Source organism: Methylobacterium currus, from assembly GCF_003058325.1.
GTDB lineage: Bacteria > Pseudomonadota > Alphaproteobacteria > Rhizobiales > Beijerinckiaceae > Methylobacterium > Methylobacterium currus.
In genome coordinates, this window is sequence record NZ_CP028843.1 from 3,919,217 (window position 1) to 3,937,828 (window position 18,612).

Below are 18,612 nucleotides of genomic sequence, written 5' to 3' on the forward strand. Positions count from 1 at the left end.
CTCAGGCGCGTTTCCGGTCCTCGTCGGTGACTGGAACCGTGCCATGCGTGTGCTGCGAGAACTGCCCGATGGGCGACGGGCGGCCCATCAGGTAACCCTGCGCGGCGTGACACTGCTCGGCGGCGAGGAAGCCGAGCTCGGCCTCGGTCTCGACGCCTTCCGCCAGGACGGGAAGCCCGAGGCCGCGCCCGAGGCCGAGCACCGAGCGCACGATGGCCGCGGTCTGCTCGTTGCTGTCGACCGAACGCACGAACGAGCCGTCGATCTTGATCTTGTCGAACGGGAACGAGCGCAGGTTCGAGAGCGATGAGTAGCCCGTGCCGAAGTCGTCCATGGCGATGCGCAGCCCCAGCGACTTCAACTGGCGCAGGGTGAGCAGCGCCCGGTTCGGGTCGCTGATCAGCGCCGTCTCGGTGACCTCGACCTCAAGCCTGTGCGCCGCCAGCCCGGTCTTGAGCAGCACCTCGTGCACGAGGCCGACGAAGTGGGGGCTGTGGATCTGCACCGCCGAGACGTTGACGGCAATGGACAGGGGCTGTGGCCAGGTCGCGGCCTCGCGGCAAGCCTCGCGCAGCACCCACTCGCCGATCTGCAGGATGGCGTTGCTCTCCTCGGCGATGGGGATGAACACGGCCGGCGAGACGAAGCCGCGCTCCGGGTGCTTCCAGCGCAGCAACGCCTCGAAGCCGATGACGGCGCCCGAGCCCACGTCGGTCTGGGGCTGGTAGACGAGGTGCATCTCGCCGCGGGCCACGGCGTGGCGCAGGTCGTGCTCCAAGAAGCGGCGCTCGCGCACCTCGACGCCCATCCTCGCCTCGAAGAAGCGGTAGGTGCCGCGGCCCTCCGACTTGGCGCGGTAGAGGGCCGTGTCGGCGTAGCTGAGGAGCGCGGCCCGCTCCTGCGCGTCGTCGGGGTAGAGGGCGATGCCGATGCTGGTCGCGATCTGCGGGCCGCCGGCATCCGGCCTGCCGGAGCGCAGCGCCTCCAGGATGCGCTCGGCGAGGCGCCCGGCCTCGGAGGGGCCGCCGCAGGGCATCAGCACCGCGAACTCGTCGCCGCCGAGCCTGGCCACCATCTGAGCGTCATCGAGGACGGCCGAGACGATACGGGCGACGCTCTCCAGCATGGCGTCGCCGGCCGCATGGCCGAACAGGTCATTGACCTCCTTGAAGCGGTCGAGGTCGAGGCAGAGGACGGCGAGCTTGCGGCCGCCGGCGTCCGCGGCGCGCATCTCCTGGTCGAGCCGCTTGCCGAAGCTGGCGCGGTTGGCCAGTCCCGTGAGCGCGTCGTGGTGGGCGAGGAACTGGATCTGGCTCTCGGCCTGGCGCCGGGCGCGGAGGTCGCGCACGGCCACCGCGTAGTGCGGCCGGCCGGCGTGCTCGACGGGCTGCATGATGACCTCGACCGGCACGAGCGTGCCGTCGGCCTGCCGGATCTCGGCCTCGACCGGGCGCTCGGGCTGGCCGGCCACGGCGAGCCGGGCCGCGTCGCCCGGCAGGTACGCCGACAGGGTCGTCCCCGCGAGGGCCGCCTGCGGCAGGCCGACGAGCTTGGCGAAGCTGCGGTTGGCGCTCACCACCGTGTCGCCGGTACAGACGACGAGCCCTTCGACGGCGGCGTTGGCGAGGCTGTGCAGGCGCTCCGCCTCCAGCTTCGAATGCCGGCGGTCGCGCACGTCGAGGGCGAGCGCGGCGCCGGCGATCAGCAGGATGGCGAAGCTCGCGAGCGCCACGGCCACGGCGAGCCACGCGTTCGGGACGGCGGACGCCGACACGGCGAGCGTCGGGTCGGGCGTGACCGTGACGGCGCTCATGGCGGTGAAGTGGTGGCTGCAGATGGCCAGCAGCAGCAGGAGGGCCGCCGGCGACTGCCGGGCAAGGCCGCGGACTCCGAGCTGGGCCGCCAGCGCCGCGCCGCCGAGGATGCCGCCGAGCGCGAGCGAGGCGCCGACGATGGCCGGGTCCCACGCCTTGTGGCCGGCGACATAGTAGGCGGCCATGCCCGTGTAGTGCATCGCCGCGATTCCGAGTCCGAGTGTCGCGCCTCCGGCCCATGCTGCCGCGCGACCGCCGACGAGGACGGCGAGCGACAGGCCGGAGCCGGCCAGGAGGATGGCAATGCCCAGCGAGAGGCCGGTGAGCGCGACGTCGTAGCCGCTCGGCACGCCGGGGGCGAAGGCCAGCATGGCGATGAAGTGGGTCGCCCAGATGCCCGAGCCGCCGGCCGTCGCCGCGACGGCGAGCCAGCCGCCTTGCGCCCAGCCCTCCGCCCGGCGGGCGTGGCTGACGAGGCAGACCGTCGTCAAGGCGGACAGGGCGCAGATGGCGGCCGCGAGTGCGACGAACCGAAAATCATGGGCCTCTACGAGGCAACCGACGACGGCAAGCATGGGTGGCCCTGGGAAGCTTCGAATCCTGATCATGGGCCATGGCGGTTTAGGCTGATTTAATGGTGTGCAACCGACACCGGGATCCACAGGAAGAACGCGACCCGAGGGCCGACGCCCTTGGCGATGCATAGGCCTCGCCTCTTCGGGAGAACCGAAGTCGCAAACGGAAAACGGCCCCTTTCAGGGCCGATCCGACCTCCCGAAGGCGGTCTCGGGGCGAAACTCGTGGATGTGTCACTCCACCCCTGCTTCCGCAGGGACCGGCCCAAGGCCGGCGGCGCTGGCTCTGCGCACGCCCAATAACCAGCGGTCTGGGCGATAGGTTAGGCAGGTGCGGTTATGCCGTCAACGGAATGCACCCCGGGCATTAGTCCCTGGTGCTGAACGTTCAGCTATCGGCCTTCAAGCCGCTGAGCGTCAGGTCGAGGTAGGTCCTGGTGACCGGCTCGATCAGCGCCGCGATGTCCTCGGCGCCCTTCGTCTCCTCCTCGACCGCGGTGCGGAAGCCCACGGCCTTGTCGGATTGGCCGGCCCGCTCCGCGATGACGGCGAGCGAGCGGTAGGCGGCGACCTGGTCGTACTGGTAGGCGTAGCCCGCGTAGAGGTTCTTCAGGGTTTCGTCCTGCGCGACGGCGTGCACCGCCGCGCCGATGCTGCCGGCCACGCTGGTCACCGTTTCCTTCAGTGACGACGGGCTCTCGCCGACGGCTTCGAGCGCCTTGTCGAGCCGGTCGATCTGCCCCTTGGTGACCTCGACATGGCGGCGCAGGACGGCGGCGTATTCGGGGTAGCGTTCCAGGCCGGATAGCTGCCGCTCCATCTGCTCCAGTCCCTGCCTCTCCAGGGCGCGGGTGTTGCGCAGAGCGCCCGCGTAGATCGTGCCGATGTCAGTGCCGCTCATGCCGTCGTGGCTCCTCGGTAGGGTCGGGTTCGGCGGCCAACGTGGGTCGGTCTGCTCCGTTCCTGGGGCATCCTGCGGCGGAAGCGCCCGGAACCGCAGGCATCCACTTGCGCTTGCCGCCCTTCTTCCCGCCATCCGGGGATGACCGGCGACGCCTTGGGGCTTCCCCGTTCCGGTGCACGGGAGGTCGACTTCGCGGGCGACCCGTAACAAAGTGTGTCCCCCGTGACCCGTTACGTCTCCGGGAATCCCCACGTTGCTGCGGCGCCGCGAACGCTGACAAGGGCTAGGCCGACCGCTACCGTGCCGGCTTGGCGGGCCGGCCCCGCCGCGGAGACCGATCGAGCCGATGACCGACGCGACGCCCAGCACGCTCCCCGAGAGGGAGCCCCGCATCTCGACCGGGGTGCCCGGCCTGGACGACGTCCTCTGCGGCGGCCTGACCCCGAGCCGGCTCTACCTGCTGGAGGGCACGCCCGGCACCGGCAAGACCACGCTGGCGCTGCAATTCCTGCGCGAGGGCGTGGCGCTGGGCGAGCGCACCCTCTACGTCACGCTGTCCGAGACCACGGAGGAGCTCCGCGCCTCGGCGGCGACACATGGCTGGACCCTCGACGGCATCGACGTCCACGAGCTCGTCGACGAGGACGGCCTCGACCCGGACAGCGAGCAGTCGATCCTGCATCCGTCCGAGATTGAGCTCGGCGAGACGGTGAAGGAGGTCATCGCGCTGGTCGACCGGACGAAACCCGACCGCGTCGTGTTCGACAGCCTCTCCGAGCTGCGCCTGCTGGCCCAGAATCCGCTGCGCTACCGGCGCCAGATCCTGACCCTGAAGCGGTTCTTCGCGAAGCGCTCCTGCACGGTGCTGATGCTGGACGACCGCACCTCGGAGACGGGCGACGTGCAGCTCCACAGCATCGCGCACGGCGTGATCTCCCTGGAGCAGGCGCCGCGCGAGTTCGGTTCGGAGCGTCGGCGCCTGCGCATCGTCAAGGCGCGAGGCATCAAGTTCCGCGGCGGCTACCACGACTTCGCCTTGGAGACCGGCGGCATCCGGGTGTTCCCGCGCCTCATCGCGGCCGAGCACCACGCGGAGTTCGACCCGCGGGGCAAGTCCACCGGATCGGCCGAGCTCGACCTGCTGCTGGGGGGCGGGCTCGTGCCCGGGACCAACACGCTGCTGCTCGGGCCCTCCGGCGTGGGCAAGACCACGACGGCCATCCGCTGCATGGTGGCGGCACTGGAGCGCGGCGAGACCGCGACCTACTACCTGTTCGACGAGGGACTCGCGACATTGATGACCCGGGCGGCCATCCTGGGCATGGACCTGAGGCCTCACGTCGAGGCCGGGCGGCTGACCATCACGCAGATCGACCCCGCCGAGGTCTCGCCGGGCGAGTTCGCGGGCATGGCGAGGAAGGCCGTGGAGGAGCGAGGCTCCACCTTCGCGGTCATCGACAGCCTGAACGCCTACCTGCACGCGATGCCGGGCGAGGAGTTCCTCATCCTGCAGATGCATGAGTTGCTGAGCTACCTCAACCAGTGGGGCGTCACCACGCTCCTGGTCCTCGGGCAGCACGGCCTCGTTGGCGAGGTCCGAAGCGACGTCGACCTGAGTTACCTTAGCGATAGCATCTTGCTCTTCAGGTTCTTCGAGGCGAAGGGCGAGATCCGCACGGCGCTCTCCGTCGTGAAGAGCCGCGTCAACGCGCACGAGCGTACCATCAGGGAGCTGAGGTTGTCGGAGGGAGGGCTGCAGGTCGGCGAGGCGCTCGACGACTTCGAGGGCGTGCTCTCCGGGTTGCCGGCCTACCGGGGCAGGGTGGCGATGCTGTCGGGACCCGCGCCCGCGGGCGGCGAGGCATGAGCGTGCCGGGCGCGGGCGAGGGGCGCGTCCTCATCCTGGCGCCGCGCGGACGCGATGCCTCGGTGACGGGACAGGTGCTCTCGGCTTCCGGTATCCACGCCGAGGCGTGCCCGGACATGGCGGCGCTGCTGGACGGTCTCGCGGCCGGCGCCGGCGCGGCGCTGGTCATCGAGGAGGCGCTCGGCAATGACGTGCCAGAAGGCTTGTTCGCTTGGCTCGACGGGCAGCCGCCCTGGTCGGACTTCCCGTTTATCGTGCTGGCGACGCGCCAAGTCGGGCGCCGGTCGGAGCGTGCTTCGCGCCTGCTGGCCCGGCTCGGCAACGTGGTGCTGCTGGAGCGGCCGGTGAACGCCGAGACGCTCGCCAGCGCCGTGGCCTCAGCCCTGCGGGCGCGTCGGCGCCAGTACCAAGCCCGCGAGCACCTCCTGGAGCGCGAGCGGGCCCAGGAGCAACTCCGGCTCGCGAACGAGGACCTTGAGTGGCGCGTCGCCGAGCGCACCCAGGAAGTGGAGGCCGCCCACGAGACGCTGGCTTTCGCCCTCGACGCGGCCGGCATGGCCTCGTGGGACCTGGATTATGCAACGGGCGCCTCGCGTCGCTCGCCGCGCTACGACGCAGTGTTCGGCTACGAGGGCGATGGACCGAGCTGGAACCGGCAAGTGCTTCTCGACCATGTCGTGGAGGAGGACCGCGGCATCGCGGAGCAGGCATTCACGACGGCCTTGGAGACCGGCGCGCTCGACCTGGAATGCCGCATCCGTCGGGCTGACGGACGGGTGCGGTGGATCTCCCTCCAAGGGCGGATCAAGTACGATGCCGCGGGCACGCCCGCGCGCATCGCCGGCATCCTGATGGACCGCACCGAGCAGCGCCTGACCGAGGAGGCGCTGCGCCAGGCCCAGAAGATGGAAGCCATCGGGCAGTTGACCGGGGGCGTCGCCCACGATTTCAACAACCTGCTGACCGTCATCGTCGGCGGGCTCGACATGATGCTGCGCCGGCCCGAGCAGGTCGACCGGGTCAAGCGCCTGGCCGAGGCGGCGATGGGCGCGGCGCGACGCGGCGAGCAGCTCACGCAGCAGCTCCTCGCCTTCTCGCGGCGGCAGATGCTGCGGCCCCAGACGCTCAACCCGAACCGGCTGCTCCTGGACTTCAAGCCCCTGGCCGAGCGGGCGGCCGGCGCGGCCGTCGAGCTCGCCTTCGACCTGGACCCGGCGCTCGACCCGATCCGCATCGACCCGGCACAGTTCGAGGCTGCGGTGCTGAACTTGGTCGTGAACGCGCGCGACGCGATGGAGGGCGGCGAGGGCCACGCCCGCATCGCCGTGTCGAGCCGCAACGTGCACCTGGGGACCCGCGCCGTCGCCGACCGGGGAGTGCCGCCCGGCCCGTACGTGGTCGTCTCGGTGACCGACACCGGTTCGGGCATCCCGCCCGACAAGCTCCAGCGCGTGTTCGAGCCCTTCTTCACCACCAAGGAGGTCGGCAAGGGCACCGGGCTCGGGTTGAGCCAAGTCTACGGGTTCACGCGCAGCGCCGGCGGTTTCGCGCGCATCGATTCCGAGCTCGGCAGGGGCACGACGGTGAGCCTGTACTTCCCGCGCTCGAGCGATCCGGCCGGCGAGGAGGTCGGAACGGGACCGGCCGCTTCCATCCCCCTGCGCCGCGCCGGCGAGGGTGAGACGGTGCTTCTCGTAGAGGATGACGAGCAGGTGCTCGCCATGGCGACGGAGAGCCTGGAGGAGCTGCGATACCGGGTCGTCGTCGCGCGCAACGCCGCCGAGGCGCTGGAGCACCTCACGGGCGTCGAGCGCATCGACATCCTGTTCTCGGACGTGGTGATGCCCGGCGGCATGAACGGGTCGCAGCTCGCGGTCGAGGCGCAGCGGCTCCGCCCCGGGATCAAGGTCCTGCTCACCTCGGGCTACGTGGCGAACCTCGACGAGGGACAGGTCATCGGCAAAGGAGAGCTTCCGGTCCTCACCAAACCTTATCGCCGTGACGAGCTCGCCCGCTCCCTACGGCTCGTGCTCGGCGGCCAATCAGGCTGAGGTCGCCATGACGCACGGGCCCGGAGATCCGTAAGGAGAACCCGGAAGCGCGTCCCGCCGCGGTGATGCGGCGGGACGCATGTCGTGGGGCCTCGGCGATGCCGACCTCCAGCCGGCTTAGCGGCTCTTCTTGTAGAGCTTGCTCGCGATCTCGAAGATCTCCTCCGGCGCGTAGTTCGGCGCGAAGGCGCCGTAATTGCCGTCGAGCTCGGGGATCTTGCCGCCCTCGGGCAGGCCATCGACGACCTCCAGGTTGCCCGGCGGATCGCCCGGCAGCGCCACCTCGTCGTTCGACCAGACCCCGGCCGCTTCCTTGTAGTCGTCGGGGCTGAACCGGTAGAGCCGGCGGTGCGAGCCCTCCTGCAGGTACTTCTGGCATTCGGGGATGCGGTCGAGCACGATGTTCGGAGTTGGCAGCATCTTCTCGATCTCGACGCCGGTGAGTTTCTTGAGCGCCAGCGCGTAAGCGTGGGCATGAACCGAGCCGCGCACCAAGAGGTAGCCGCAGACCTCGCGACCTGTCGGGTCCTTCAGGGTCTCATAAACGCGTAGCTTGTGCAGGCGGGCACCGCATTCGAGATGGAAGTTGTGCAGCAGGTCGATGATGATGTTCCCGGTCGTTGTGACCATATCCATGTTCCACGACGCGGCGTTCGAGTTCATCGGCATCGCGCCGCCGCCGTTGCTGAGGAAGCTGCCGGCCAACCGAATGTCCTGCATGTCGTGGAAAGGCGCCTTCGAGACGTCGACCTCCTCCGTGTCGTCGCCCGGGCCGTTGTTAAGCATCGCGATGCCGGTCGAGACCAACTCCACGTGCCCGAGCTCCTCGGCGAAGATGCTCGACACCAGGCTGTAGAAGGGACGCAGCTTGGACTTGTTGCGGAAGTTGAAGCTCTGGAACATGTAGTTCCCGAGCGTCGACATCTCGCCGTACTTGCCGCCGAGCAGCTCCTGCAGGGCAGCGGCCGCGTTGGAATCGGGCTTCTTCGGCTGCGGCAGTTCCGCTTGCAGGCGGTCGAGCTTCATGAACATGTCGGGCGTCTCCCAACGCGGTGTTGCGCGCTTCGGGAGATAGAGCGCGGGCTGGGATCGACAGGGCGCCGCCCACGTTCGGGCTCATGGCTGGTTCGGGCGCAGGCCGGCCGCAAGCGGCAGGGCCCCGATGCACAGTCCGGCCATGACCCAGAACGAACCGGCGCCGAACGCGCCGTACAGGACGCCGCCCGCTGCGGTCAGGATGGCGGAGGCCGCCCCGAGGCCGAGGGTGCCGTACAAGGTCTGCGCCGTGGCCGAGAGACGGTCCGGCACGACCTTCACGATGAGGTGCATGGCGGCGAGGTGCAGGAGCGCGAAGGTCAGCCCATGCAACAACTGGATGGCGGCTAGCACCGGCACCGAGGCCGTCGTCGCCATGACCGACCAGCGCACCACGCCGAGACCGGCCGCCAGCATCGCAGCCTTGGCCGTCCCTAAGCGCGTCAGCAGCCAGGGGCCGGCGAGGACGAAGACGAGCACCTCCGACGCGACCGCCTCCGACCAGAGCAGGCTGATCGCGCCCGGGCCAATGCCGGCCTCGCGCCAGCGGATCACCGCGAAGCCGTCGTTCAGGGCGTGGCTGCCGATGACGAGGGCTGCGACAAGGACCATCCGCCGGAACGTCCCGAGAGATAGGATCTCACGGATGCCGCCCAGGCCAAGGCTCGGCCGTCCCTCCCGCGCCGGGGCAGGAGGGACGCGCGCCGTCGCCACCGCCATGACGAGGAACAGGAGGCCGCTCGACACGATGATGCTCGCCAAGCCTGCATGAGCAACGAGCAGCCCCGAGACCAGCGTCCCGAGCACGAAGGCCGTCGAGCCGGCGCCCCGGACCCAGCCGTAGGAGAAGGTGCCCTCCCTCTTTGCGGCGGCGAGCGCGAGCGCGTCGGCGAGCGGCGCCAGGGCCGCTATGGCGCCGGCGTGCAGCACGCTCACGGCCAGGAGCGGCCAGAAGCCGTACCCGGCGAGGTAGGCGAAGGCGATCAGCCCGGACGCGGCGGCCGCGACGCCGAGCACGGCCCGGGTCGCGTCGTGTCGGTCGGCGAGGTGCCCGGCCACCGGTCCCGCCGCGAGGCGCATCAGCGTACCGGCCGCGAGCACGAGGCCGATCTCGCTCGGGCTCAGGCCGCGCTCGCCGAGGAAGCTCGGGAGAAAGGGGGACTCGGTGCCGTATGCGGCATAAAGCGCGCCCTGGAGCAGGACGAAGGCGGGGAAGGAGCTCGTCAGCACGGCGGTCCAAGACTGCCGCGCTCCTGTCCGCGCATCCATGCCGCCCGCCTCCGGCCGTCACGCCGGCTCGGCGGACACCCCGTCAGTCTGACTTGTCGAACCGTGCATGCCCAGAGCTCGACGGCCGAACATCCACACCACGAGGCCGCCGGCGGCGACTGCGGCCAGGGCGACGAACGAGGCCGCGAAGCCGAGATACTGCGCAACGAGGCCTGCCAGCAAAGGGCTTACGGTCGCGCCCGCGCCGTAGGCGGTCATGACGCCTGAGAGCCCGGCGGTGGCGTGGCCGGTGCCGTCCATGATCTTGGCAACGAGCGCCGGGATGGCAACCCCGCCCATACCCATCGCCAAGCCTTCGAGAACCTGGACTGGAACGACCAGCCACCACGACGTCGCGAAGGCCGCGAGGATGCCGCGGATCACGACCAGTCCGAGCGCGATGGAGAGCACGCCGGCGTGCCCGCGGCCACGGGCGACACGGGCGGCGAGCAGGGCAGCCCCGACCATCGTGGCCTGCGAGACCACAGTCATGACGCCGGTTGTCAGGCTCGGGTCGGCGCCCCCGGCCGTGCGCGCTTGTGCCAGGAACGGCAGCATGGCACCGTTCGCGGTCTGGTAGGCGAACACGGTACCGGCTAGGACCAGGAGCGGTTTGGTCCCGAACAGCACGCTAGCGGTCGAGCGCTCGTCCTGCTCGCCGCCGCGGGCAGTACCATGGTCGATGCTGCCCTTGTCGATGCCGAGCAGGACGCCGCAGGAGGCGACCGCCATGACCACGATGGCGATCGAGACGTAGCCGAGCCCGAGCGCGTAGCCGAGCACGCCGGACAAGGCGGCGTTAGCGGCGTTGCCGGCGTGGTTGAGCGCTTCGTTGCGCGACACCTGAGCACCGTAGGCCTCCCGCCCGACGATCCCGAGCGTGACGGCAGCGACCAGCGGGGCGATGCTGGTGTCGGCGACGCCGATGACGAGTTGCGACAGGCCGATCAGCCACAGGCTGTCCGTCGAGACTAGGGCGACTGCTCCCGCCGCGATGCCCAGGACGGCCATGGCCAGCGCGGCGCGCTTGTACGCCGTGCGGTCGATCAGCGCCCCCACCGGTGTCGTGGCAAGGAGGCCAGCCAGTCCGGCCAGACCCATGGCGAAGCCCGTCGCGGCCGGGTCGAAGCCGCGCTGCTGCAGGTACACGCCCAGGAAGGGACCGAAGCCCTCGCGGGCACCGGCGAGGGCGAAGTTCAGGGCAAGGAGGCTCATGGCCGGCTGCATCGTGCTCGTTCTCCGACCTCAGCTTGCGAAGGAAGTGTCGCAGCCCACGGCCGGGGCGCGACGTTGCCCTATGTGAAATTCTGGTCGCCGACGGTTGCGATGCGACCGACCGGAGATTGCCGTGCCGTCCGAGATCGACCCGTCCTCTTCAGACCTCGGCGGTGAGGCGGCACTGTCCAAGCCCTTGCGGGCGGTGGTTGCCATCCCTGTCCGGAACGAGGCCGAACGCATCGGGGAGTGCCTGCGTGCGCTCGACGTTCAGGAGAGTCTCGGGGCAAGCGAAATCGGCGTGGTGCTGTTCCTCAACAACTGCACGGACGGCACCGCACACGTGGTCGCAGCCCTCCCGCGGCCACGGCGCCTCGTCGTCCGGGTGATCGAGCGCGTGTTCGCCGGTGCCAACGCGGGTTGGGCCCGCCGCGAGGCGATGGAGGCGGCGGCCGCTTGGCTTGAGGAAGAGGGTGCCGAAGACGGCGTGATCCTCACCACCGACGCCGACAGCCGGGTGCCACCGGACTGGGTGGCGGGCAACATCGGCCCCATCGCTCGGGGAGTGGATGCGGTCGCGGGGCGAATCGCCCTCGACGAGAATGACGCGGCGCGTCTGCCGGCGGCCCTGCACGCCCGGGGACGGCTGGAGGGTGCCTACGAGGCGCTGCTCGTCGAGCTGGAGGCGTTCATCGACCCGCTCCCGCACGACCCCTGGCCGCGGCACTGGACGACGTCGGGCGCGACACTCGCGGTGCGGCTCGCGGCCTACCGGAAGGCCGGTGGCATGCCGCCGCTGGCGGTCGGCGAGGACCGCGCCTTCGTCTCCTCGCTCCTGACGAGCGATGCCCTCGTCCGTCACGAGCCGGACATCGTCGTCATCACCTCGGGGCGGCTCGACGGGCGCGCGCCTGGCGGGGCCGCCGACACGATGAAGCTGCGCTGCGAGGTGCCCGAGAGCCCCTGCGACCTGCGCCTGGAGCCGCTCTCGCGGGCCTTGTTCCGGTTCTTCTGGCGCCGACGGCTACGGCGGCTCCACACATCCGGGCGGCTCGCCCGCACCGGGCTCTGGGCACCATGGCTCGGTGTCCGGGTCGGCGATGCAAGGGCCATCGCCAGACTGCAGACCCACGGAGCTATCCTTGCAGCCGTCGAGGCAGCGAGCCCTTGGCTCGACTATCACCCGCTTCGTCCACGTGAGCTTCCGGGGCATACGCGCTTGGCGAACGCGGTCGTCCTCCTGATGCGCGGTGCAAGACGCCTCGGCCAGTGGACCCGCGCCACGGGAGGCAGACCTGCGGCGGCAGGCCTGGATGGAACGTCCTTGGAGACGACCGGCGATGCCTGAGGGCGGTGCCTTGCTCTACCGCGTGCAGAAGCATGCCGCGCGCCGTCTGCACTACGACTTCCGGCTGCAACTCGGCGACGTCCTAAAGAGCTGGGCGGTGACGCGCGGCCCGAGCCTCGTGGCGGGAGAGCGTCGTCTCGCGGTTGCCGTCGAGGACCATGGCCTGGACTACGCCGACTACGAGGGTGTGATCGCGCCGGGCAGCTACGGTGCCGGCGTCGTGCTGCTGTGGGACCGGGGCACCTGGGAGCCGGACGGCGACCCAGCCACGGCGCTCGCGTCGGGGTCGCTCGCCTTTATCCTTCACGGGTAGAAGCTGTCCGGCCGGTGGCGCCTGACGCGCATGAGACCGCGGCCCCATGAGCGGCATGTCTCCTGGCTGCTCATCAAGTCCCATGACGCCGCCGCGCGTCGGACTGGCGAGGCGGACATCCTGGAAGAGAAACCGCTCTCGGTCGTGACCGGCCGCACGGTCGAGGACATCGCCGCCGCGGCGGCCTGACGGGAGGGAGGTGCATGGACCAGAGAACCCCGCTCGACCTGGCATACGATGCCGTTGCGGCCGCCCGACAGGTGGCCGTCGCCGCCTCGGCTCGCGCGGGAGAACAGGACCGCGACGACGGCTTTCCGGCCGAGGACGTCGCCGACCTCGCCCGCCTCGGTTTGCTCACCGCCCTGATACCGTTCGACGAAGGTGGCGCCGGGCTCGGCGAGGAGCCGGGCGCCACGAAGCTCGCCGAGGTCCTTCGCCTCGTCGGTTACGGCAGCCTCGCGCTCGGGCGCATCTACGAGGGCCACGTCAACGCCTTGCAGCTCATTGCCCGCTACGGCACGCCCGCGCAGCGGGCGCGCCTGTTCGCGGAGGCTCGTGCCGGACACTTGTTCGGCGTCTGGAACACCGATCCGCCAGGCGATTGCCTTAAGCTGGGGGATGACCGCCGCCTTCATGGCGTGAAGACCTTCGCCTCCGGTGCAGGCTTCGTCACCCGCGCCCTCGTCACGGTCAAGCGCGAGCCGGGTTCGTCGCCGCTGATGCTGGTCGTGCGGCTGGAGCCCGGCTGCCGCGCCGACCTCGGCGGCTGGCGCGCCCACGGCATGCGGGCGTCCGCGACTGGCACCGTCGACTTCGAGGGCATCGCAGTCACCGGGGACGAGATCCTGGGCGGGTGGGACGACTACCATCGCCAGCCGGTCTTCTCGGGCGGGGCGTGGCGCTTCGCGGCGGTGCAGCTCGGGGGCATCGAGGCGGTATTCGACGCTTGGCGGAGCCACCTTGCCGGAACCGGTCGCGGCGGCGACCCGCACCAGCTCGCCCGCCTCGGCGAGGGCGCCATCGCGCTGGAGGGCGCGCGGTCCTGGGTCGAGCGCGCGGCCCGAACCGTCTTCGACGACGCCCTCCCTCCCGAGCGCATCGTCGCCTTCGTCAACCTTGCGCGGCTCGCCGTCGAGCGGGCCGGTCTGGACGTGCTGCGGCTCGCGCAGCGTTCCGTCGGCCTGCAGGGCTTCCTGCGCGAGCATCCGCTTGAGCGGCTCTCGCGCGACCTCGCCACCTACCTGCGCCAGCCCGCGCCGGACCGGGCGCTTACCACTGCGGCGGAGGAAATCCTGAAGGCGGGCGGGCAGGCCTGGGGGTTGTGGACGGGGGACGGGCGGTGAGCCGATACGAGACCTCGCTCCCGCCGAGCTACTTCGACGAACGCTACGGCCGCGACCCGGACCCTTGGCGCTTTGCCACGAGCGACTACGAGCGGGTGAAATACGGGGCCACGCTCGATGCCCTGTCGAGGGCCCGGTACGCTTCGGCCCTGGAGGTCGGCTCCTCCATCGGGGTGTTGACCGAGTTGCTGGCCCGGCGCTGCGACCCCCTCGTCAGCCTCGACCTGACCGAACTGGCGCTCATCCAGGCCCGGGAACGGTGCAAAGATCTGCCCCACGTCCGCTTTGAGCGTGCCCAGGTGCCCGGGCAGTGGCCGGAAGGCACCTTCGACCTGATCCTGCTGTCCGAGGTCGTCTACTACCTCGACGAGCCGGACGTGCAGCGCCTGGCCGAGCGGGTGCGGAGCTGCTTGCGGCCGGGCGGCGACGTCGTACTGGTGCACTGGACGGGCGAGACGCACTACCCGTTGACCGGCGACGAGGCCGCGGCACGCTTCATCGCCAACACGGCCGCGTTCCTGCGCGTCCATGACCAAGTCAGGACCGACAAGTACCGGCTCGACGTGCTGGTGCGTGACGACGGACGGCCGTCATGCCGACCGGCGGGCTCTTCGGGTTCACTTGGAAACCCTGGCCTTTAGGCCGGGGAGCGGGCGCGTTTCCTCGCTGGTGTCGACGTATGCCGCTCGCCATCATGCTCGAAGTCCGGCAGGGGCGCTGCGGCTGCACGACCCCGTCGATCCGGTCCGGTGCAGGTAGGCCCGGTCGAAGGCCGCCACCCCCTCCAGGGCCGCCACGTCCCGGATGACGATGCTGCGGCCCCAGCCCTCGATAAGCGAGCGTTCCCGCAAGGCTTTGAACGACCTGTTCACGTGGACGGGCGTCATGCCGGTCGCGTCGGCGAGGTCGACCTGGGTCAAGGGAAAGTGGTACCCCGTTTCCGATGCCAGTCCTACGGACCGGAGCCGTACCAGCATCTCGCAAAGGACGTGCGCGAGGCGCTGCTCGCAGGAACGGCGCCCGAGGTTCACGAGCCACTGCCGCGACGTGGCCGCCTCGCCGAGGGCTGCGAGGCGCATGGCCCGGGCGATGCCAAGATGGGCGTCGAGCAGGTCGCGTACGGTCCGGGCCGGGACGTGAACCATGCGGCATGGCGTGAGGGTGCCGACGGCATGGTCCATCACTTCGAGCAGGTCGACGTCCAGGTCGCTGAAGTCGCCTGGAACGAGGAAGGCGAGCACCTGGCGGCCCCCGTCGGGGAGGATCTTGTATCGGCAGGCGATGCCTTCGACAATGACGAAGACGCCATGCGGCCGGTCGCCCTCACGGATCAGGTCCGTTCGGGCCGGGACCGCCATGGGGTGGGCGACGACCTGTGCCAGGAAGCGTCGGTCCTCATCGGATAATGGTGACAGCGCGTCGAGCTTGCGCAGCAAGGGATGGTCGTCGGGCATCGGAGTGGGCCACGTGGTGCGTTCGTCTCGCGGCGAAGCTAGCGCGTTTGGGGTTTTCGGCATCGGCGCATGCCCCCCGGTCAGACGAGAAGGGGCGCGGACCTCTCCGGGTCCGTGTTCAACCCAATGGGAACGTGCGCGCCTACTTGGTCGAGCTGTGCGACGCGGGCGAGGGTGTCTGCCCGACATGCAGGGAGAGGCCAAAGGGCAGCCACGACCCCCCTTAACTCGTCGATGCCAGCCTTTGCTTCCGCATGTGACTCGAAGCCGACTCTACGATGCATCGTCCCAGACGGCATCGTCACCAGAACGTCGACCCATCCGTCCGTTCCCACACACGGCAACTCGGGGAACTTGCCAAGCTTCGGATCACGAGGAACACCTGCGCCCGGGACCTGCTTCCTGTCGGTCCAAGGAATGCGACAACGCGACGGCGGTTTCACAAGTTCTTGGAGATACCCGACGTTCCTGCTGCCGGAGGACGTACCCGCGTCGGGCACGGACCCGAAATATGGCGGGCGCCGCAAGGCGCAGCGGGTCATCCGAGTGGTCGTTCTGGGACCCTGTCAACGTGGCACTGCCATGACCCGCGAGACGGCGCCTCGGTTCAGGAGGTCGCTTTCGTCATTCGTCCCTAGCCTGGAAGCATGGCCCCGCGCCCGCTGGCTTGGAGGCATCGAAGGAGGCAACCAGGCGAACGACTTCGGCTCGCATCCTGAAGGGATTGCACGTGAGCTACGCCCTCAAGGCAGTCGTTGACCGGGCCAGCATCTACCCCGATGCCTTCTACCTGATGCCCTGGAAGGTCAATATCCACGAAGGCGAGGCGTACCTCATGGCACAGTCCACGGCGGAGGAATACCGCAAGTCCTTCTCGCACGCGGCGATGGACGACCTGCGTATGGTCGGCTTGGTAGAGGGGCTGCCGAACACCGGCACGAACGCTCTCTACGCGCTATCCCGAGAGGGACTCGCGGAAGCCCAGCGGCTTCACGGCCCCATCGTGACCGAGCTGCTGGTGAAGCACGAGGTGGGGGTCGAGAGGCTCCGTTCGACGCATGACGGAAGCCTGACCATGCTCAGTGGCGAGCCATCCATACTCGATGTCTTGGACGACCCGGCCATACCGACTCAGTAGCGTCCGTTGCGCGGTCATCTCACCGTAATGCGTTCAACAAACCCGATCATCTCGCAGTATGTCGCTAATATGCCCTAATTTGGTGATAAATTGACCGTGCAAATGTCTAGTTATTTTTACAGATGTAGATGTCTTAGCTAGCAGGCTCAAAGATCTGCAAGGTGTAAATGGTCGCATTCCGCCTGTTTAGCTGCGCGCCACGAACCGATGTGGGGTTTGTTGGTGCTAAATCACTGCCCTCGACCCGTCGTAGATAACCCGCGAAGACGGGCATCTCAGAACTCTAGAACTTAACGTAACATTACCATAGGAGAACGGTCCTGCTGAAGTGCAGGGCCGTTCGCTATCACAAATGCTGTGAGATCGTAAGTGACCCCATGCTAGCAGGATCGACCTAATGGACTGGTTCCAACGTAACGGCTGGCTGGGCGGTATGTGGGTGTGCAACGAATTTCACTACCAGAGCCGCCGCTGCGACCAGAGCCGGAATGGCCACCACGGAGAAGATCGTCGGCAAACTCAGGCCTGCGAGTTGCGCTACCATAAAGGAACCGGCGATGCCGCCGAACCGGCCAAGGCCAAGCATCCAGGAAACGCCGGTCGCGCGCCCCTGTGTTGGGTAGAACCCGGCTGCCAGGGCTGGCAGTGAGGATTGCGCGGTGTTCATCAGCGTGCCCGCTACGAACACCGTGACCATCAGAAGCCCGAGATGCCCACCGGCTTGCCCGATCAGGGCCACAGCCGCTGCCGTGGCAAGGAAGCCTGCCGCTACCATGACGTTGGGATTGAAGCGGTCCATCAGCAGGCCAAGCACGATCGCACCAACGCCTCCTAGCGGGAACAGGGCGGCAGCGAGCGCTGCGTTGCGCGGGTCCACACCTGCGTCGCGGAAGAGTATCGGCATCCAGTTAATCAGCGCGTAGAAGATCACGAGGCCGCAGAAGTAGGTGACCCACAGCATCACCGACCCAACCCGGTAGGCTGGCGACAGCACCAAAGCCAGCCCGCTTTTCTCTTGAACCGCGCCGGGCGCGGCCTGCGGCTCACCAAGAGTGAAGACTGCAGCCCCCGCAGCCTCGGGCGCTAGGTGCCGGACGATCTTTCGAATGCGCTCAGCCGGTGCACCTTTCGCGACGAGGTAGCGCAGTGACTCCGGCAAGGCGACTACGAGCGTCAAGGCAAGTACGAGGGGCACGACCCCGCCGAACACCAGCACGCTGCGCCAGCCGAACAGCGGGATCATCCAGGCAGCCAAGAACCCGCCGAACGCCGCCCCGAGGGGAAACCCTGAGAACATCATGTTGGTCAAGAAAGCGCGACGGGACGCGGGGCAGTACTCGCTGGTCAGGGTCACGGCGTTGGGCATTGCAGCGCCTAGGCCGAGCCCGGTGAGGAAGCGCAGGATCACGAGTTGCGTCAGGTCGCCCGTGAACGCCGAAACAAGGCAAGCGAGGCTAAGCTCGACTACCGAGGCGACGAGCACTGCCTTGCGCCCGAATCTGTCGGCTAACGGGCCTGCCGACAGGGCACCAAAGGCGAGGCCGAACAGGGCGGCGCTGAGCACCGGTGCAAGCGCGGGTCGGGTCACCCCCCCCCACTCGGTGATCAGCGAAGGTGCGATGTAGCCGATCGCGGCGGTGTCGAAACCATCGAGCAAGACGATGGCGAAACATAGAGCGAAAGTGATTCGCTGTAGCCCCGAGAAGCGGCCCTCGTCGATCAGCGCGCGGATGTCCACGGTCCCCGCGCTTCCAATGCCTTGGGTCATAGCGTTTCTCCCATCATTAAGGGCCGTGTCCGACCCTCGACGTTCTGATGAACGCTTAGACGGCTATCCAAGCGTAGGGCAACAGCGGACTGGCGAGAGCTATTCGACCAGATTCACAGAGGAGCAAGAGGCTCAACTGAGGTTAACGGTTGATAGTCTGCAATCCACTCTCAACAATCATTCGAAATGGCGCAATCCCGTGACCGAAGTGAACCGGATGGTACTTGGCCGTACATGAGCGTTCGCCATAGCCACTCAAGCGGACCGAACCGATAGCGACGTAACCACAGGTGACTCCCGTAGACCTGGGTAAAATAGACGGCCAGCACGAGCCCAAACCCTTCTGCAAGGCTAAGCTTGCCCAATAGCCCGAGCCCGTAGCCGTAGAAGATGAGGCCGAGCACGAGCGACTGCACGACATAGTTGGTGAAAGCCATGCGCCCGACCGGCTCCGCCCAGGCGAGCCGGCGTCGCCCTGACAGGGTGCTCCCAGTCGCGAGAACGGCGATGGCGTAGCC

The 18,612-nt window shown here is 68.8% G+C and carries 15 protein-coding genes and 1 pseudogene; 8 read left to right on the forward strand and 8 right to left on the reverse strand.

What is annotated here, in order from left to right:
• Position 1: 1 nt before the first annotated feature.
• Entirely contained in the window at positions 2-2,389 is a 2,388-nt protein-coding gene (locus DA075_RS18285; RefSeq protein ID WP_099954428.1) for an EAL domain-containing protein, read from the reverse strand.
• Between the two features lie 388 nt (positions 2,390-2,777).
• Complete coding sequence (locus tag DA075_RS18290) at positions 2,778-3,290, reverse strand: DUF892 family protein (RefSeq protein ID WP_099954429.1); 513 nt, start codon at positions 3,288-3,290, stop codon at positions 2,778-2,780.
• A 349-nt stretch (positions 3,291-3,639) separates the two neighbouring features.
• Between DA075_RS18290 and DA075_RS18295 the strand changes: the two genes are divergently transcribed.
• Both DA075_RS18295 and DA075_RS18300 read left to right on the forward strand, forming a co-directional pair.
• Positions 3,640-5,160, forward strand: a complete 1,521-nt coding sequence (locus DA075_RS18295) for an ATPase domain-containing protein (protein WP_099954430.1) — start codon at positions 3,640-3,642, stop codon at positions 5,158-5,160.
• Positions 5,157-7,211, forward strand: coding sequence for a PAS domain-containing hybrid sensor histidine kinase/response regulator (locus DA075_RS18300; RefSeq protein WP_099954431.1), 2,055 nt, complete (start codon positions 5,157-5,159; stop codon positions 7,209-7,211). Before DA075_RS18295 ends, DA075_RS18300 begins: the two co-directional genes overlap by 4 nt.
• 117 nt (positions 7,212-7,328) lie before the next feature.
• Here the strand turns inward: DA075_RS18300 and DA075_RS18305 are convergent, their stop codons facing one another.
• From DA075_RS18305 to DA075_RS18315, 3 genes are all read right to left on the reverse strand, one after another.
• Positions 7,329-8,243 carry a manganese catalase family protein gene (locus tag DA075_RS18305; RefSeq protein ID WP_099954432.1) on the reverse strand — a complete coding sequence of 305 codons (915 nt, stop codon included), beginning with the start codon at positions 8,241-8,243 and terminating at the stop codon, positions 7,329-7,331.
• Between the two features lie 84 nt (positions 8,244-8,327).
• Complete coding sequence (locus DA075_RS18310) at positions 8,328-9,515, reverse strand: MFS transporter (RefSeq protein WP_099954433.1); 1,188 nt, start codon at positions 9,513-9,515, stop codon at positions 8,328-8,330.
• An 18-nt stretch (positions 9,516-9,533) separates the two neighbouring features.
• Positions 9,534-10,730, reverse strand: a complete 1,197-nt coding sequence (locus DA075_RS18315; protein ID WP_164712384.1) for an MFS transporter — start codon at positions 10,728-10,730, stop codon at positions 9,534-9,536.
• Between the two features lie 133 nt (positions 10,731-10,863).
• Between DA075_RS18315 and DA075_RS18320 the strand changes: the two genes are divergently transcribed.
• The 5 genes from DA075_RS18320 to DA075_RS18335 are packed head-to-tail and all read left to right on the forward strand — an operon-like array spanning position 10,864 to position 14,375.
• Entirely contained in the window at positions 10,864-12,078 is a 1,215-nt protein-coding gene (locus tag DA075_RS18320) for a glycosyltransferase family 2 protein (RefSeq protein WP_244936186.1), read from the forward strand.
• A 10-nt stretch (positions 12,079-12,088) separates the two neighbouring features.
• On the forward strand, positions 12,089-12,391 hold the full coding sequence (locus DA075_RS38550) for a DNA polymerase ligase N-terminal domain-containing protein (RefSeq protein ID WP_420813057.1): 303 nt from the start codon (positions 12,089-12,091) through the stop codon (positions 12,389-12,391).
• 30 nt (positions 12,392-12,421) lie between these two features.
• Positions 12,422-12,580 carry a hypothetical protein gene (locus DA075_RS38555; RefSeq protein WP_413231126.1) on the forward strand — a complete coding sequence of 53 codons (159 nt, stop codon included), beginning with the start codon at positions 12,422-12,424 and terminating at the stop codon, positions 12,578-12,580.
• Between the two features lie 14 nt (positions 12,581-12,594).
• Entirely contained in the window at positions 12,595-13,734 is a 1,140-nt protein-coding gene (locus tag DA075_RS18330) for an acyl-CoA dehydrogenase family protein (protein WP_099954435.1), read from the forward strand.
• Positions 13,731-14,375: a class I SAM-dependent DNA methyltransferase gene (locus DA075_RS18335; RefSeq protein WP_099956664.1), complete on the forward strand. Its 645-nt coding sequence runs from the start codon at positions 13,731-13,733 to the stop codon at positions 14,373-14,375. The genes DA075_RS18330 and DA075_RS18335 overlap by 4 nt, the downstream gene beginning before the upstream one ends.
• A gap of 51 nt (positions 14,376-14,426) precedes the next feature.
• Here DA075_RS18335 and DA075_RS18340 read toward each other — a convergent pair whose 3' ends face one another.
• Positions 14,427-15,188: a Crp/Fnr family transcriptional regulator gene (locus tag DA075_RS18340; protein WP_099954436.1), complete on the reverse strand. Its 762-nt coding sequence runs from the start codon at positions 15,186-15,188 to the stop codon at positions 14,427-14,429.
• 730 nt (positions 15,189-15,918) lie between these two features.
• On the opposite strand from DA075_RS18340, the gene DA075_RS18345 reads away from it, so the two are divergent.
• On the forward strand, positions 15,919-16,326 hold the full coding sequence (locus DA075_RS18345; protein WP_099954437.1) for a hypothetical protein: 408 nt from the start codon (positions 15,919-15,921) through the stop codon (positions 16,324-16,326).
• A gap of 394 nt (positions 16,327-16,720) precedes the next feature.
• Here DA075_RS18345 and DA075_RS18350 read toward each other — a convergent pair whose 3' ends face one another.
• Positions 16,721-18,082, reverse strand: a complete 1,362-nt coding sequence (locus tag DA075_RS18350; protein WP_413231129.1) for an MFS transporter — start codon at positions 18,080-18,082, stop codon at positions 16,721-16,723.
• A gap of 182 nt (positions 18,083-18,264) precedes the next feature.
• A pseudogene (locus DA075_RS18355) lies at positions 18,265-18,606 on the reverse strand (DUF418 domain-containing protein); the annotation flags it as partial.
• Positions 18,607-18,612 lie beyond the last annotated feature (6 nt).